Consider the following 16,073-nt stretch of genomic DNA (forward strand, 5'->3'; position numbering starts at 1 on the left):
AACGGGTCAACTCGGTCAACTTCCTTGAGGAGGAGGTGAATCAGCCGCCTGAGGGCGTCACCATGAGGGAGCGCGAGAAGTGATGCGAGAAGTGATGGACGAACCACTGGGGCAAGAGGTGGTCGCAGGTGGCACCACAGGCAGGGGAACCCAACGCCGTGCTGGCGGGGTGTCTCGACGAACTCGGGTGGAGCCCGAAGGCTCTCGCCCGCAAGCTCAACAGGGTGTTCGGAGTGGGGACGGTAGCCGAGTCGGCGCCGTACCACTGGCGGGACGCCGGTTCCCTGCCGCGCTCTCCGCTACCGATGATGGCCGCCTACGTGCTCTCCCAGGAACTGGGTAGATCTGTCTCAGTGGCCGAACTCTGGCAGGGCCGCGTGGGCGACTCCTCAGCGCTGGTCCCGGCTGACACGGATCTCGCACGGCCCTGGACCGTGCAGGGCATGGAGGCGATCGTGGAGGACTGGGTGATGGGAGGGCTCGTCGACCGCCGCCGGTTCCTCGCGATCTCGGGCGCGGGGCTCCTCGCGATCGTCGCCCAGTACCTCGACGGCACCGCGGGGCGTGGCCAGTACGCGCCTCGGATCACGCCGTCTCCGGGCACCGATCCGCTGGTGGACCAGGTCGAGCAGCACCTGCCTATGCTTTCCGCGCTCGACGACGAGCACGGAGGGGCACGTCATCTCCCTTACGTGGGTGTCCAGTTCCGGGCCGTCGGGCTGCTGATTCGCGAAGGCGGTCACTCTCCCGGCGTCGCGAGTCGCCTGATCCGCGCGCTCGCGGAGATCGGTCAGCTGGCCGGCTGGATGGCCTTCGACGCGGCCGACCACGGTCTGGCCCAGCGCTACTTCGCCACGGCGCTGCGGGCGGCACACCAGGTCAACGACCTGCCCTTGTGCGCCCACATCCTCGGGGACCTCTCCTTCCAGGCGGCGAGCCGGGGCCACCCCGCGGACGCCATCGCCCTCGGCGAGGCTGCCCGCCGCGCCAGCGACGCCGCCCCGCCCGGCGTTCGGGCGTCCGTCCTGTCCCGGCTCGCCTACGCGTACGCCGCTGCCGGCCGCGACAACGACTTCGCCCACACCCGCGGGGCCGCCCGCGAACTGATCGCCAGCCGGGACGGCAGCCAAGAAGAACCACGCTGGATGTATTTCCTCACCGACAACCACCTGGACTGCCAGGCCGGTTACGGCCTTGTGCAGATGGGCCGTGCGCAGCTCAAGGCAGACGGCGGTACGAGGGGACGGCGCTTCCTCACCCGGGGGGCTGAGATGCTCCGGTCCGGGGCGTACGACGTCCCGCGCGGCGACCCCAGTCAACGCAGGGCCATGTTCGAAGGGGCGTGGCTGGCCCTGGGGCACAGCGCCCACGGTGAGCTGGAGGCCGCCTGCAAGGTCGGCCAGATCGCCGCTGACCGCCTCGACGTCGTGCGCTCGCCTCGAAGCGCGGCCCTGCTCCACCGGCTTGCCGCCGACCTTCGTCGCCGACAGCGAAACCCTCACGTGCGCAGCTTCCTGCCGACCCTGGAGCACGCCCTCGCCGAACACGCCCCGTCCACTCCACCCGGCCGTTAAGGTCGGCAACATGACCGCAGGGGAGCGCGTTGTCGTCGTCGGCGCCGGGGTGACCGGGCTCACCACCGCCGTCGTTCTCGCCGAGGCCGGAGCCTCGGTGCACGTGATCGCCGAACAGGTGCCGGGCGGCACGTCGCTGGCCGCCGGGGCGATGTGGGGGCCCTACCTGGTCGAACCGAAGGACAAGGTGAACCAGTGGGGGCAGAGGTCCCTGGAGATCTTCAGCGAACTGGCCGAGGACCTGGCTACAGGCATCCGGCTCACCAGCGGCATCGAGGCGTCCCGCACAGCCGAGGCTCCGCCGGACTGGGCCACCGCCCTGCCAGGCTTCCGGCCCTGCGAGCCGGCCGAACTCCCACCCGGCTTCACCGCCGGCTACCGGTTCACCGTGCCCCTGATCGACATGCCCACCTACCTCGACTACCTCCTGCGTCGTCTCCATGCCTCCGGAGGAACCGTCGAGCGGCGACGTCTGACCTCGCTCGCGGACGCCCACCCCGCCCCCGCGATCATCAACTGCGCGGGCCTCGGCGCCCAGAAGCTGGTCCCGGACCCTGGCCTCCAGCCCATCCGCGGCCAGCACGTCGTCGTCACCAACCCGGGACTGACCGAGTTCTTCTCCGAGGACACAGGCCCGTCGCCCGAATTGCTGTGCATCTACCCCCACGGCGACACAGTCGTCCTGGGTGGCACGGCCATCGACGGCGAGGGCGACCTCGCCCCCGACGACAAGGCGGCGGCCGACATCCTCGCCCGCTGTGCCGAGATCGAACCCCGTCTCGCCCAGGCGCGCATCCTGGAGCACCGGATCGGAGCCCGACCTACCCGAGCCACAGTCCGGGTGGAGGTGGACCGGTGGGAGGACGGCACCGTGGTCGTGCACAACTACGGGCACGGAGGTGCCGGCGTCACATTGTCGTGGGGATGCGCTGAGGAAGCTCGGGGGTTGCTGTCGGTCAGGTGAAGGTAAATGCGGCGCAGTTCATCTATTGCGGCGCATCCAGGTGCTGACTCTGGAGGAACAGGCGTGGTATCGCCGAACGCGGAGAAGGATCCGGATGTTGCCGCCGCCATCATCGTTCACGGGGGACGTGTTCTGCTGGTGCGTCGTCGTGTCAGCGAAGGTTCGCTGTCCTGGCAGTTTCCCGCTGGAAAGGTCGAACCCGGCGAGACCCGGGAAGACGCCGCTGTGCGGGAGACCCAGGAGGAGACCGGCCTGAGAGTGGTAGCAGTGGAACTGCTCGGTGAGAGGATCCACCCGACGACGGGCCGGCGGATGTCGTATACCGCGTGCGGGGTAGTGAGCGGCACGGCCGCCGTTGCGTCTCCCGAGGAGTTGGCCGGAGTGGCTTGGGTCGCCCATGGCGATATCCCGCGGTATGTGCCGTACGGCCTGTTCCAGGTGGTACAGGACTACCTTGACGCGGCCCTGTCCTCCTGAGCGGCCTCGGGTTGGTTCTGTTCATGAGTTCCGGATGGCAGATGTGCACGACTTGGGGGCCCCGCCCGGGCCGTGCGCCAGCGTCCGAGCGCCCCATAGGGTGATCTGATGTTCGATCGCTTGGAGATCAGGGTGTTGCCGCCTGGACCGCGGTTCGCTGCGCAGCTGCGGTTCTGGGTAAACGGTGAGGATGTGGTCGAAGAGGCGGTCGGCGAAGGGGGCCGCGGACCGTACGCGGCTGATGTGCTGCCGTTGGGCCGATCCAGCCTTCTACGGGCGACCGGTGAGGCGCGCCGCCTGGAGCTGGGGGAACCGGACTGCACCGGTGGACGCTGCGGCTTCCTGATCGTGGTCGTGCAGCGGTTCGGGCAGGTCGTGCAGTGGTCGGACTGGGAGGTTCCGTAGGAGGCGCATACCCCCGTGCCCCACCTCCCGCCGGAGCTCCACTTCGACGCGAGCCAGTACGACACCGAAGTGGCTCGCGCTGAAACGGACCCCTGGTGGCAGGTGCACCCGTAGTCCAGCACTGCGCGACCTCGCCCGGCCCGCGGGGGCTCTTACCAGCTCAGCTTCCTTGGCCAACGGGGAACACCCAGCGGGTCACGGCCCTGCGGGCAGGGGCGCGGTCCGAATAGAACTCGCGGCAGGCGGAGTGACACACGCCCGGCGGGCAGCCAGTGGCCGTCCGCCGAGCGCTTCCACAGGTGGATTGTGGCCGTGTCGCCCCTTGTCAGAAGGTGTACGGGGCGAAGAGGCGAACGGGCTCGAGTATGGAGCCGAGCAGGTGGTCGAGCTCGGCACGATCGTCTTCTGTCATGAGTTCGACGGCATTGCCGAGGGTCTTCTCGGTGAGCTGTTCCATGTATGGGGCGAGGAAGTGCTCCAGGGCTTCGGGCGTTTCCGCCTTCTGCATGTAGCGGTCGATCTGCGCCTTTACCTCCTCGACTTCGGCGCGAGTGGCGCCGAAGGCCGTGACCTGTTCCTCCTTGGTGAAGGGGCGGCCGTCCCGGTGGGACCAGGTGTTCGTGTCGGGACGGTATTTGAAGTCCGCATCGCAGAGGAGAGTGACGATGTGCGGTCGGATTTCGGACTGGGTCATGCAGGATTCCTTCCGGTGGTCGGGTGGGAAGGTCCATGGTCTGGAGAATCGCCGGTTGGGCTAACCGGCGATCGTCGGCTATGTTCGTCGGCTCACGAATTGCGGTCAGCGTCGTCGCGGAGAGCTGTTTGCGGGCCTGGTCCCGGTTTGTGCGGCTCGTGCTGGCGATGAGTCGGCTCGGTTGCCTCGTGTGCGGCGGCCTGGGAAGTTCTGGGGATCGGCTGGGAGATCGGCCATTCGCCGCAGTCGCCAGACCAGCACGTCGCTCACCCGCTCCGCTGTGTCCAGCTCCCGTCGCGCAGCGGCTTTGACGAGCAGGCTGGCCGGGTTGCGGCCGGCGGTCTGGGCGTCGGCGAGGGTAGCTGCGAGAGCGGGCCAGCCGGGTTCGACGAGGATTCGGTCGGCCAGGTCGGGCAGGGCGTGGCGCAGGACGGAGGCTTCGTGCCGCTGCAGAGATGGGGCCAGGCGGCGGCCCCGCTCGCGGAGTACGGTCATCGGCTGATTGGCGGCGGCCTGGTAGGCGGCGCGCAGGTGTTCGGCCGCCTGCTGAGCGGCTGCGGCCTGCTGGGCGTGTTGCTTCTTCGCGTGCCAGTTCGCCGCCGCGATCGCGAGGAAGAACACCGTGTCGATGAGCATGGCCGTGGTGGCGCCGTCTTCTCCGCGGCCGAAGGCCGAGCCACTGTGGACGAGGTCGCGGGCGGCTCGCCGCAGGGCTTGGTCGTGGCCGTGCGCGGCGCGGATATGGGAGCGGGAGGCCCGTTCGAACGCGGTGGCGGCGGCCTGGAGTTCGTGGCGGGTGTGGGCGGCGGAGGTTTTGGCGAGGGCGTCGAGGACTTCCCCGGTGACGGCGATCTGGGCGGCGATCACGCCGTCGTCGCCGTGGTCGGTGACGAGGAGTGCCTGCCAGGCGGCGGTGGTGGCGCGTCGGCGCGCGGACGCGGGTTCGGTCACCGGCGGCGGGGTCGGTTGCTGGGCTTCGTCGGGGGCGGGCTGGGTCCAGCGTTCGCGGATGCGGGGCAGGGACAGGTCCGGGGCGAGTTTGGAGCCGGAGTAGAAGACGGGCTCGCCCTTGCCGTTGCGGTCGCCGGGGAGGGCGACGGTGTAGCCGAGGGTGTCACCCGACGGTGCGATGCGGCGTCGGATGAGCAGTCCGGCGGCGGCGAGGCGGTCGAAGAACTCCTCCTCGCTCGCCGCGCCGGCCACGGAGCGGCGGACGGACTCGCGGAGTTCCTCGCGCGGTGTGCGTTGCCGGTTGTGGCGTTGGGCTTTGTGGCGTTCGGCGCTGGTGGGGCGTTTGGCGGCGGTGCCGTCGCCGGGTGCCACACGGTGGAGGCCGTATTCGGTTTCGATGTGGCGGCATTCGGCCTGGGCGCGTTTGGCGGAGCGGTGGTGGTCGGGGCGGCGGCCGTCTTCGCGGACCAGGGTGGCGATGAGGTGGATGTGGTCGTCGGCGTGGCGGACGGCGGCCCAGCGGCAGCCGGCGCCGTCGCCGGGGTCTATGCCGGTGGCGGAGATGACGCGGCGGGCGATGTCGGCCCATTCGGTGTCGGTGAGGGTGCGGTCGCCGGGGGCGGCGCGGACGGAGGCGTGCCATACGTGTGTGGTGGGGCGTGTGTCTTGGGGGAGGAGGTGGAGGGGTTCGTCCAGGAGTTGGGCGAGGTCGTCGAGGGTGGTGTTCGGGTTGCGGCCGGGGTCTGGGGCGAGGCCGTCGTAGGAGGCGGCGAGGTGGGGGTCGGTGTGTTCTTCGCGGCGGCCGGGGCCGTAGAGGTAGGCGAGCAGGCGGGTGGTGTCGCGGCCCTGCTTGTGGATGGAGGGGATCAAGCGGTACCGCGCTCGGTGTTCGGATCGGTGATGCGGGTGGTGGTGCGGCGGACGTCGTCGGCGGCGCGGTGGACGGCGGTGATGGTGGCGTCCAGGCCGTCGGGGTAGGCGCCGCTGTTGAGTGCGTGGGCGACCTGGTTGAGGTTGTTGTTGGCGTACCCGAGCTGGCGCCGGATCGCGAAGAGGGCGGTCAGGGTGTCCTGCTGGGAGGCTATGGTGGCGGCGGTGCGATCGAGATCGCGGGCGGCGGCGAGGGCACTTTGCGCGAGGAAGCCGGCGATGCTCATGCCGACAGCTTCGGCGCCGGCGGCGATGATCTCGTGCTCGCGTTCGCTGAGGCGGACGCTGTGCGCGCGGCGCTGCGTACGGGCGCGCAGGCGGGGCTTGCCCCGGCTTCGGCCAGGCTGCGGACCGCCCCCGGCCGCTGCCCCTGCCTCCCGTGCCCCCTGGCGCGGGAGGACGCCCGCCACCCCCGGGGCGGGCACGGGTTCGAACGCTCCCCCCGCGGGGGAGTGTCCGAACCTCCAACTTGCTGGCGCGTGGGTGGCTGGTGTGGTGGTCGTCTCCTGCTGGATGGTGGGGAGTTCGTGGTGACGCTTGTGCATGAGCGGGTGCTCCGTGGGGTGTAGGTGTGCTGGTGGCTGGTCGGGACTGATGCGGACGGGGTGGCGGTGACGGTTGGCTCGTCACCGGGTGGTCACTCGTCCCTGCGCTGGCCTGCGCAGGGACGAGTACGGCGGAGTCATGTGGGTGCTGCGTAGTCGGACGGGCGCGGTGGTGCGTGCGTGTGAGGGATCAGGGGGCGTCGACGGGGTCTTCGCGGAGGTCGTCCTGCCGGTCTGGTGCCGCGGTCTCGTTGAGTTCGGCCTGCAGTACGTCTTTGAGCGTCTCCGCGTCGGCCCTGCTGATGGACAGGCCCTTGCCGCGGATCGTCGCTTCGATGTGGCGGCGCGAGGCGCGGCCTCCGCGTCCCAGTGGTGCGGTGCGGGCCACGGTGAGGAGTTCGTGGTCGACAGCGTGGGGCTTCTGTGCGTCCGTCGTGGTCGACGGCAGCGGGGGTGGCGCCACATTCGCCACATCAGAGGTCTCCTGCGCTAGATCGATGTGGCTGCCGGCCACGTTGGGGAGGGCGGGGGCCTGCCGTTCGAGGGTGTCCTCGGTGCGGGAGGTGGGTTGGGGGCTGTCGTGGCCGTGGTCGGCAGGACTGTGGCGGTCGGTGGCTTCGGCCCGTTCGGGGCGGGGTGTGGGGTGGCGGCGGATGACGATGTAGAGGTGGACGGCGCCGGCCAGCGCGAGCGGGGCGACGGCGGACAGGACACCTGCGGTGACGTTGTCCAGGTGCAGTCCGTCCGGGCGGGTCTGCTCGTTGAGGCGGACGGCGTGCAGGGCGTTGGCCCAGATGCTCGTCACGGTGGCCACACCGACGAGCGTCCACACGTATATGCGGGAGTGCAGCGGTGCGGTGCGGAGCATGAGCAGGGCGCCGACGCCGATGGCGATGAACCCGTCGATCACGAGTGGGAAGGCGTAGGTGAGTAGTCCGCGGACGTGGATGGCGACGGCCATCTGGCGCAGGGCGTCGTAGGAGAGGGCGAAGGCGAACGCGGCGAGCAGGGCGACGCCGACGCGGATCGCGGACGTACCGGGTATGGCTTCGGGGGAGGTGCGAGCAGGCAAGGAGGGTGCTCCTGGCGGGGGTGGGGCGGGGCTGCTGGCGTCGGGCGAGGGGCCCGGCGTGAGGTGTGGCGACTCGTACCACTCGTTGCATGCCTGGTAGGGCTGGTACGGGTGGTGTGGTGATGGCGGGTCGACCCGTTGCGGGGCGGTCACCTGTCCCCGCTCTGACCTGCGCGGGTACGGGTGGTACGAGTCGAGGCGGGTCAGGCGGCGGTGTCGGGGGCGGGCTCTGCCGCCGCCTCGGCGCCTTGGACCGGAGGCTGGGGTTCGGGGCAGTAGCGGGTCCAGGCGTCGAGGAACTGGTTGCGCGTGAAGCCTCTGGCCTGGGTGCGGTCGGGGAAGCGGCGGTTGGCCGCTCCGATGCCGTAGTCCTTCAGCAGCAGCTGCAGACCGCGTGGCGTCAGGCCGTGGGCGCCGTACTCGGCCCATGGCGCTTCCTTGTCGGCGTTGAGGAACTCCAGCAGGCGGCTCGTGCGCAGCACTGCCGGGTCGCCCTCGGCGGCGAAGGCCCGTCGGATGTCGACGAGGACGCGGGTGCGCAGCCCGCCTTCCTCGTCCTGCCCGGCCTCGTACGCGGTCATGGCGCGGCAGGTGGAGCGGGCGAGCACGGGCCATTCGCCACCGGCGAGGTCGGCGACGATGACCAGCGGCTCCCAGGTGTCGGCGGCGCGGTCCTCGACGGGCATGGCCGGTTCCATGTTCATCGCCTGCGCGTGCAGTGGCTTCAGCCAGGCGGCGAGCCGGTTGCGTACGGCGTGCAGGGCGGGGGTGTCCCGTCCGGTGCGGAACGCCGCGACCGTTTCACCCGGTCCCCGTCGACGCATCCGGATGACCACGGACCGGTCCATGATCGTGTCGGGCAGGTCGCCGATCCCGGCGAGCGCGGCCATCGCGAAGGTGGGGAACGCCTGCGGTTTGTGGTCGGGTCCGGACACGCGCAGGGTGGGCCGGTTGCGCTGGTGACCGGCGTTCAGGAGGCCGCGCAGATCCTCGTTCTTCTCCGCGGCTTTGGCGGTTCCGAAGAGGGTGTCGGCCTCGTCGACCAGGAGCGTGGGCGGGTCCTCGTTGGTGATCGAGCGGAAGATCGCGGCTGGGCTGGCGTTGACCGTGATCAGGTGGTTGTGCACGGTCTCGGTCACCACGTCCAGCAGCCGCGACTTGCCGCACCTCTTGGCCGGCCCGACCACGGCCAGGCGGGGCGCGTGCTGCCAGGCGCGCTGCAGGTGGGTGGCCGCCACCCACAGAGTCACAGCGGTGAGGGCCTCGTCGCTGGGCATCACGACGTAGCGCTTGATCTGCGCCCGCAGGTCGATGAGCACCTGCGCCCCATCGGGCAGGGGCGAGGTTTCGGGCGGGTCGCCGTGATCGCCGCCTATGGGCGGCGCTGCTGTCCGGCACGGCTCGGTGCCGTTGACCTCGGGGGATGGCGTATTCGGCTGGGTATCGTCCATACTTGGCATCAGCTCCTCTGCTCGCGGGCCATACGGGACGGCAATCCCGGCCACGCGGGTCGATCGCTAGGGATGGCGGTTGAGAGGTTTGCGCGTGGCCCCCGGTGACAGCCGGGGGCTTTTTCTATGCGGTGTTGGGCGCAGGTACTCCTTGGGCTGGTGGGGGTGTGGTTACCAGTATGCCACACGAATTGCCGATCGCAGAAGTGTTCTGCATCTCGCAGAATGCGTGCTACAGTGGATGGGTTGCTGCGTATGGCAGTGGCTCGCTACGAATGGAAGGAGGAGGTGGCTGTGGCAGACGAAGACGCTCCGCAGGGTGTCCTGCTCAGCGGCGAGGCGAACGTCGCGGTACGCATCAAGCTGGAGCGCGAGGCACGCGGCTGGAGCACCAACGCCCTGTCCGACCGCCTGAACGAGGCCGGCTTCGAGATGAACCCGTCCGCGGTCTGGCGCATCGAGAACGGCAAGCGCCGGATCAATCTCGACGAGGCCATCGGCTTCGCCGAGGTCTTCGGCATCGACCTGCGCAACCTCGTCGGGCCTCCGCAACTCGCCGCCAAGGCCCGCGCCATGGAACTCATCGACGACGTCATCGACGCCTTCCGCGCCACCCAGAGAGCCAACCGGACCTTCACCGAGGCACGCGACGCCCTGGACGCCTACCTCGCCGAACACCCCGACATCCGCGAGGAAGCCGACGTCATGGTCGCCAACGCGATCGCCGAGGAGTCCGGCCGCACCTGGCAGAAGATGCACGGGCAGCCCGCGCACGAGAACGGCGAAGGGCCCATCGACCAGGTGTGACCACACCGCACTGACCTCCCGTCCGGTTTCGCAAACCGCCGGCGCGGGAGCCCCTCTCCCTCCCCATCCCACATCCCTAGCGATCAACCGGCGGGCCGGTGTTGCCGCACCCACGCCCGCCAGAGAAGGACACATCTTGCCCGCACCCGCGATACCCCCTGCCTCCGCGCACCCCTCGCGCCCCGGCGCCGCCCTGCCGCACCTGTACCGCCCCGAGGAAGTCGCCGAGGCCCTCGGCTGCTCGGCCTGGTGGGTCAAGGACCGCGCCCGGCGGGGGCTCATTCCTCACGCCCGCATCGGCCGCTCGTACCGTTTCTCGGACGCGCACCTCGCCGAGATCGTCCGCATGAACGAGGAACGGCCCGACCCGCAGCCGCACCGCCCTCAGCGCCCGTCCGGCCCCGCCGCCCCGCGTGTGGCGCGCCCGCAGGACGAGGGAGCCCCACCCACGGTCAGGCTCAGGGCTCGACCGCCGCGCCGCATGCTCAAGTCCCAGTACGAAACCACCGCGTAGCCCACGCCACAGAACTGAAGGGAGAGAACCCGTGGGGTACGCGGAGAAGCGCGGCGCCTACTGGCGCGGCCGATACAAGATCGAGGACGGCAAGTACGGCACCGTCTCCGACGCCACCGGAGCCGTGGTCAAGTTCGCCACCAAACGCGAGGCGAAGCAGGCGGCAGACGCGGAGGAGGTGGGCGTCCGACGCGGTGAGTGGCGCGATCCGGCCCTGGGACAGGCGACCTTCGGCGAGTACGCCAGCCGCTGGTACGCCGCGCAGGACCTCGCCGCCTCAACCATGCAGAACTACAAGCGCCACATCGAGGAGCACCTGCTCCCCGACTTCCAGGACAAGGCGCTCTCCGGCATACTGCGCACGGACGTCGACGCCTGGGAGAAGAAGGAGAAGGCCGTCTACGCGGCCTCCAGCGTCAAGACCTGGCGCTCGACGCTCCACCTCATCCTTGAGGACGCGATCGACGAGGGCCTGCTCACCTCCAACCCGGCCGCACGGCGACGCGGACGCGGCAAGCGGGCCGGCCGGTCCCGCGACCGCGGCCCCGAGAAGACCGTCACCGATGCGCTCGGCATCCTGCTCACCGCCGAGCGAGCGGCCCTGCTGTCCGGCCGCGACGACGAGTTCGTAGCCGTGGTCCTCAAGGGCTACACCGGCATGCGGTGGGCCGAAGTCGTCGGCCTGGAGACGGAGTACGTCCGCTCCCGCGCCTTCCGGGTCGAGTGGCAGCTCTACGAGCTGGACATCGGCGAGCTGGTGCGCTGCCCGCCCAAGGACGACAGCTACCGCACCATCGACTCGCCGGACTGGCTGTCTGCCCTCGTCCTCAACCACATCGCCCGCACGAAGCCGACGGCCTGCCCTTGCCACGGCAAGTCGTACGTCTTCCACGGGCAGGGCACGGCCCGCACCGGAGGCCACCACGGAGCCAAGCTCGTCGACGTCGCCCGCCTCGCCGGCGTCTCGACGGGCACCGTCTCCAACGTCCTCAACCACCCCGACCGGGTCACCCAGGCAACGCTGGCGAAGGTCGAACAGGCCGTCACCGACCTCGGGTTCGTCAGGGGCGGCGCGGTGACGGAGAACGCAGCCCACTGGCGCAGGAACGGCTTCGGTACCTGGCTGTTCACCCCAGCGGTCTCCGGCTGGTACCCGAAGAAGGCACCGCAGGAAGCCCGACCGGTGCCGGTGCTCGGCGAGCCATGGCCTGGTATCCCCGCCCGTGGTCGCGGTGCGGCTGCCCGGGCCGACGCCTGCTGGCTCCCGATCGCCAAGGGCCTCACACCCCACGGCCTCCGCCACACCCACCGGACGATGATGGAGGACCTCGGCACCGAGAAGGTACTCATGGACGAACGCATGGGCCACATCGATGGCTCGGTCTCCGCGCGCTATGCCCATGTCACCCCTGGCATGCGGCAGCGCCTTATGTCCGGTCTCACTGAGCGGTGGGAAGCCGCTCTCGACGCCCGGCGAGCCGTCTGCCCTACTTCGCCGGTGCGCGTCCTCAATGACCTTCTGGGGGTGGAAGCGTAATGGCGGCGGGGGCTGCGTCGGTGCAGCCCCCGCCTCGCCCAGGGTGATGGCTATCTATTTAGGCATCCGGTCCCAATGAGGGGTCTGGGCCGAAGTCGACGACTTCCATGTGGGCTTGTCCCCCGGGCGGGCTGGTCAATGTGCCGCGCACGCGAACGGGGATTCCGGCGTCGTGGCAGTGCACAGCGGCGTGGTAGTCCCTGTCGGGGAGATCCATCCATACCGTGCGGCTTCGACGCTGGATGAGCGTTTGCACTCCGACGCGGCCGGTGTCGTCCTCGGGGTGGCGGCTGAGATCGGTGACCACACCGTAGATCAGGTGCTCGCGTGTGTAGATCTTCGTCTTAAGCTGCTCGGAGACGCGATCCACGATATCGATCGCGTCGCGATTGAACTCAACTTGCGCTGGCGTTCCTGGCGGTGGTGCTGCCACGCGGGACCAGTTGAAGGATACGTCGAGGGTGCTGACGGAGTCAGTGTTCACCACTTTGGTGAGCGCTCGGCACAGTTCGTAGGTCACGCCCTCGCCGATGGAGTCGTTGATCTCGCTGCGTGTGGGCTCGCGTTCGGCGCCAGCCATGTCCTCCAGGACGCCCAGCGCGCGGGACATCGTCGCAGTTACCCTGCGGTCGAAGAGAGTTTCCTCCACCTGGACGTCGATGTGGTCCTGGCGAGGTGCGTAAACGTCCTCGGGAGAGCGTGCCTGGCTGATGATGGGCACGATGTACGAGCCGCGTCGGGTCTGGCCCAGGCGGACTTCCCGCGCTTGGTCGCGTGCTCGACTGGGGAAGTTGCGGAAGTGGCCCTGCCGTCGGATAGTCGCGGCGGCGGAAGCCACACGCAGGCGTTTGGTGGAGACGAAGAGTTCGTACCCAGACTCAAGCGAGATTGACCCGTCGCTCAGTGATGGGTCGGAGGCTCGGAGGTCTGTGACGTCGTGATACACGGTGGCAATGGCGTCGTGGACGGTCTGGACATCTCGGGCCTCCACCCGTGCGAGGTCCTGGATGAGGATCCGTGTCCGCTTGTTGAAGTCTGGTGCGCCGGGTTTCATCGGGACCAAGACGACTTCGTCGGCCGGCCCGGGCAGGTTCCACAGCTCGGCAACACTGCCGCCTGACACGGGAGCCCACCCCGTGACCTTCAGGTAGCTGCGGATCTGTTCGGGGCCGAAGCCCAAGGTCTCGACCATGTCACCTCAACCCCAGATCAGCACTGTTGGTCATGCGCCGCGCTGCATCGAACATGGTGCCCATAGCCTTCACGGTGAGCTCCTGGTGCTCAGGAAGGTGGATTGCGGTGGTGGCGCTGCTGGTGGCGTCTCCCAGACCGTGGAGGGAAGCCCAGTAGCCATGGCACGCAAGGATTATCGAATCGGACTGGTGTGTCACCCAGCGTCCGATGTCGGGGGGAACGATGAGCAGTGCGAGGTGTCCAGGTGCCGACCGCTCTGGGTCACGTAACTTGTTGTAGGTATCGATGTCCAAGTCGTAGCTGTAGCCGCTGCGGAGAGTGCGCGGGCTCTGAGTGCACTTGAGCTGAATGGGGTGCGTTTTTTCTTGAGTGATCTTTGTGACTTGTCGCGATGCGTCTCGTTGCGGTAGCTGGTGATCAACCGGCGTGGAGGCGTGGTCGGATGGGTTGTGACGAGGTGCTGCGGCAGCTGGAGGAGCGGGAGTCGGCGTTCCGGGTGGAGGTGGAGCGGCTGCAGGACGAGTACGAGCGACTCGGCGTGCTGCTGGCGGATCGCCGTGGAGAGTTGGATCGGGTGAGGACCGCCCGACAGGTCATCGACGAGTTGCCCGCAACCCACCCGGCCCCGGGGCCGGTGCCGTCGGTTGCGGATGTGCTGCCTGCCCCACGAGGCGAGGCGGCGGCTTCGGCCGTGGGCGGTATGACGGCTGAGGCGGTGCTGGCGGTGTTGTCCGAGCGAGGTCCGCAGCGCTGCCGGGACGTGGTCGGGGCGCTGGGCGGCGACGGGATGGCGGCCCGGGAGATCGAGCGGGTCCGTCACCGGCTGAAGCGGCTCAAGGACCAGGGGCTGGTGGCCGAGCCGGCGAGGGGCGTGTTCACCCTGGCGGGGACGAAGGCCGCGGCGAAGGGGTGAACTTCCGTGCGGGAAGAGGTCCTTCTTGTGTTGGCCGGGTGATTGAAGCCTGATCCAGCACAAGAAGGACACCTGGTGGAACCGTACCCGCAGCCCGCACCCGCCGATGACGACTTCGCTGCCTCCCGCGCCTTGTTCCAGACGATGACCGCCCGATTGGGCGAAGCGGAGATGATGGTCGGTACGCAGGCCGAACTGGAGGACTACCTCACCGTCTGCGGGCGCGAGCTGAAACGACAGCTGATGCAAGACCAGATGGACGCCCGCGCCCGCCGCGAGGAGCGACTGGCCGCCCTGGCCGGGGCGGACGGCGTGGTGCGGCGCCGGGTGGAGCCGGACCACCGCCGGCTACTGGCCACCACCGTGGGCCCGGTGGAGATCTCGCGCCTGGCCTACCGCGCCCCGAAAGTGTCCAACCTGCACCCGGCCGATGCCCAACTCGCCCTGCCCGCAGGCCGGTACTCCTATCCACTGCGGCGCCTGGCCGTGCACGAGGTCGCCGCCGGCGCTCTGCGCGCGGCGGGCACGGCCCTGGAACGCACCACCGGCCAGAAGATCGGCACCCAGCAGCTCATGGAGATCGCCGTCGGCGCTGCGAGGGACATTCGCACCTTCTACCAAGACGCCGCCTGCACGCCCGTCCCCGGGGTCGGCCTGCTGGTGCTGTCCGTGGACTGCACCGGAGTGAACATGATCCCCGCCGCGCTGCGCGAGGCACCGACTGCGAAGGCCGAGGCACCGGACCGGCCCTCGGCCCAGCTCGCCAGCCGGGAACGCGCCGGACGCTGCCGCATGGCCTGCGTCAGCGCGCTGTACGACGCCGAGCCGGCCGAACGCGGCGCGGCCGACGTCCTGCCCGCCACCGCCACCGAACGTGAAAGCCGCCGCAAAGGCCCCACTGCCGTGGGCCGACGACTGGACGCCTCCCTCGAGCACTCCGTCGCCCCGATGGTCACCGCCCTGTTCGACCAGGCCGAACGCCGCGACCCCGACCACCGCCGCCGATGGATCGTGCTCGTGGACGGCGCCAACCACCAACTCGACTGCATCGCCAAGGAAGCCGCCGCCCGCGGCGTGAACGTCGACATCATCGTCGATTTCGTTCATGTGCTCGAATATCTGTGGAAGGCCGCCGACGACCTGCACGCCACCCAGCCCGCTCGCACCGCCTTCGTCCAGCACACCGCCCGCGCGCTGCTGGAGGGCCACGCCCCACAAGTGATCGCCGACCTGCGCCACCACCTGCGCACCCGCGATCACTCCGGCCTGCCCTCGCCCGGACTTCAGCGATGCGCCGACTACCTGACGGCCAAACAGCCCTTCCTCGGCTACGACCTCGCACTCGGGCTGGGCTGGCCCATCGCCACCGGAGTGATCGAAGGCAGTTGCCGCTACCTCGTGAAAGATCGTCTTGATGTGACAGGGGCGCGGTGGAGCCTGGCCGGAGCCGAAGCCGTCCTGCTCCTACGCACCGTCATCGCCAACGGCGACTTCGAGGCGTACTGGAAGTACCACCTCCAGCGCGAGCACCAGCGCACCCACGCCTCCCGCTACCAGCACGAATACGCCCCAGCAGCATGACGGTTCACCGTCAGCTCACTCAAGGCAAAACACACCCAGCTGAATGTCGACCATCAGTCCGCGCGAGCGGAGTGTGACGTCCACCCCGTCCTTGTCCACGTTCCAGTCGCAGACTGTGTACCCGCCCTGCGTGGCCAGGGCGTGCACGAATGCACGGCTGACTTGTTCCTTCTGCCAGCTCGTCGCCTCAGCAGCCATGCCACCCCCCCAGTCGCGTGATCGCGAGAATAGGCCGGATCGCAAGGTGGGGGAATAGCGCGTGCGTGAAAGTGGCCACGTTCCCTGGCCACGTCCGGGGGGTGGTTGGCGAACGTACACGCCGTGCGGGCTGTCTGCGCTGCGGATCAGAAGGTCAGACGTGCGGGCGCTGGGAGACGCCGACGAAGATCATCTCCCAGGTTTCTCCCAAACGATCACCAGAGATGCAGAAGGGGCCTGATCCTCACTGAGGATCAGGCCCCTGA

17 protein-coding genes are annotated in these 16,073 nt (G+C 69.3%); 9 read left to right on the forward strand and 8 right to left on the reverse strand.

The genetic code is table 11. From position 1 onward, the window contains the following. Positions 1–128: 128 nt before the first annotated feature. The 4 genes from VXC91_RS18030 to VXC91_RS18045 all read left to right on the forward strand — a co-directional run bounded on the left by VXC91_RS18030 (position 129) and on the right by VXC91_RS18045 (position 3,420). Positions 129–1,574 carry a carph-isopro domain-containing protein gene (locus VXC91_RS18030; protein ID WP_329508285.1) on the forward strand — a complete coding sequence of 482 codons (1,446 nt, stop codon included), beginning with the start codon at positions 129–131 and terminating at the stop codon, positions 1,572–1,574. A gap of 10 nt (positions 1,575–1,584) precedes the next feature. Next, a complete protein-coding gene (locus tag VXC91_RS18035) occupies positions 1,585–2,538 on the forward strand; it encodes an FAD-dependent oxidoreductase (protein WP_329508286.1) in 954 nt (317 codons plus the stop codon). A 63-nt stretch (positions 2,539–2,601) separates the two neighbouring features. Continuing rightward, positions 2,602–3,015: an NUDIX hydrolase gene (locus VXC91_RS18040; RefSeq protein WP_329508287.1), complete on the forward strand. Its 414-nt coding sequence runs from the start codon at positions 2,602–2,604 to the stop codon at positions 3,013–3,015. Positions 3,016–3,123: 108 nt separating this feature from the next. After that, entirely contained in the window at positions 3,124–3,420 is a 297-nt protein-coding gene (locus VXC91_RS18045) for a hypothetical protein (RefSeq protein ID WP_329508288.1), read from the forward strand. Positions 3,421–3,745: 325 nt separating this feature from the next. On the opposite strand, the gene VXC91_RS18050 is transcribed toward VXC91_RS18045, so the two are convergent. The 5 genes from VXC91_RS18050 to VXC91_RS18070 all read right to left on the reverse strand — a co-directional run bounded on the left by VXC91_RS18050 (position 3,746) and on the right by VXC91_RS18070 (position 9,063). After that, positions 3,746–4,114: a hypothetical protein gene (locus VXC91_RS18050; protein WP_329508289.1), complete on the reverse strand. Its 369-nt coding sequence runs from the start codon at positions 4,112–4,114 to the stop codon at positions 3,746–3,748. 105 nt (positions 4,115–4,219) lie between these two features. Continuing rightward, positions 4,220–5,935, reverse strand: a complete 1,716-nt coding sequence (locus VXC91_RS18055) for a relaxase/mobilization nuclease domain-containing protein (RefSeq protein WP_329508290.1) — start codon at positions 5,933–5,935, stop codon at positions 4,220–4,222. Next, positions 5,932–6,540 (reverse strand): plasmid mobilization protein, encoded by a 609-nt coding sequence (locus VXC91_RS18060; protein WP_329508291.1) that lies wholly within the window; start codon positions 6,538–6,540, stop codon positions 5,932–5,934. The genes VXC91_RS18055 and VXC91_RS18060 overlap by 4 nt, the downstream gene beginning before the upstream one ends. A 190-nt stretch (positions 6,541–6,730) precedes the next feature. Further along, positions 6,731–7,612, reverse strand: a complete 882-nt coding sequence (locus VXC91_RS18065) for a DUF2637 domain-containing protein (protein ID WP_329508292.1) — start codon at positions 7,610–7,612, stop codon at positions 6,731–6,733. Between the two features lie 203 nt (positions 7,613–7,815). After that, positions 7,816–9,063, reverse strand: coding sequence for a DUF3631 domain-containing protein (locus VXC91_RS18070; protein WP_329508293.1), 1,248 nt, complete (start codon positions 9,061–9,063; stop codon positions 7,816–7,818). A 255-nt stretch (positions 9,064–9,318) separates the two neighbouring features. Between VXC91_RS18070 and VXC91_RS18075 the strand changes: the two genes are divergently transcribed. The 3 genes from VXC91_RS18075 (at position 9,319) to VXC91_RS18085 (ending at position 11,921) form a co-directional block, all read left to right on the forward strand. Next, entirely contained in the window at positions 9,319–9,870 is a 552-nt protein-coding gene (locus tag VXC91_RS18075) for a helix-turn-helix domain-containing protein (RefSeq protein WP_329508302.1), read from the forward strand. Between the two features lie 136 nt (positions 9,871–10,006). Next, on the forward strand, positions 10,007–10,384 hold the full coding sequence (locus VXC91_RS18080; protein WP_329508294.1) for a helix-turn-helix domain-containing protein: 378 nt from the start codon (positions 10,007–10,009) through the stop codon (positions 10,382–10,384). A 31-nt stretch (positions 10,385–10,415) separates the two neighbouring features. Continuing rightward, a complete protein-coding gene (locus tag VXC91_RS18085; RefSeq protein WP_329508295.1) occupies positions 10,416–11,921 on the forward strand; it encodes a LacI family DNA-binding transcriptional regulator in 1,506 nt (501 codons plus the stop codon). A gap of 58 nt (positions 11,922–11,979) precedes the next feature. Here VXC91_RS18085 and VXC91_RS18090 read toward each other — a convergent pair whose 3' ends face one another. Both VXC91_RS18090 and VXC91_RS18095 read right to left on the reverse strand, forming a co-directional pair. After that, positions 11,980–13,113 carry a hypothetical protein gene (locus tag VXC91_RS18090; RefSeq protein ID WP_329508296.1) on the reverse strand — a complete coding sequence of 378 codons (1,134 nt, stop codon included), beginning with the start codon at positions 13,111–13,113 and terminating at the stop codon, positions 11,980–11,982. A gap of 1 nt (position 13,114) precedes the next feature. After that, entirely contained in the window at positions 13,115–13,489 is a 375-nt protein-coding gene (locus tag VXC91_RS18095) for a DUF4365 domain-containing protein (RefSeq protein WP_329508303.1), read from the reverse strand. A gap of 68 nt (positions 13,490–13,557) precedes the next feature. On the opposite strand from VXC91_RS18095, the gene VXC91_RS18100 reads away from it, so the two are divergent. Continuing rightward, on the forward strand, positions 13,558–14,028 hold the full coding sequence (locus VXC91_RS18100; protein ID WP_329508297.1) for a hypothetical protein: 471 nt from the start codon (positions 13,558–13,560) through the stop codon (positions 14,026–14,028). Positions 14,029–14,103: 75 nt separating this feature from the next. After that, positions 14,104–15,609 (forward strand): ISKra4 family transposase, encoded by a 1,506-nt coding sequence (locus tag VXC91_RS18105; protein WP_329508298.1) that lies wholly within the window; start codon positions 14,104–14,106, stop codon positions 15,607–15,609. 15 nt (positions 15,610–15,624) lie between these two features. Here the strand turns inward: VXC91_RS18105 and VXC91_RS18110 are convergent, their stop codons facing one another. Further along, a complete protein-coding gene (locus tag VXC91_RS18110; RefSeq protein WP_329508299.1) occupies positions 15,625–15,807 on the reverse strand; it encodes a hypothetical protein in 183 nt (60 codons plus the stop codon). Positions 15,808–16,073: the final 266 nt, after the last annotated feature.

It is taken from the genome of Streptomyces chiangmaiensis (assembly GCF_036281785.1).
GTDB classification, from domain to species: domain Bacteria; phylum Actinomycetota; class Actinomycetes; order Streptomycetales; family Streptomycetaceae; genus Streptomyces; species Streptomyces chiangmaiensis.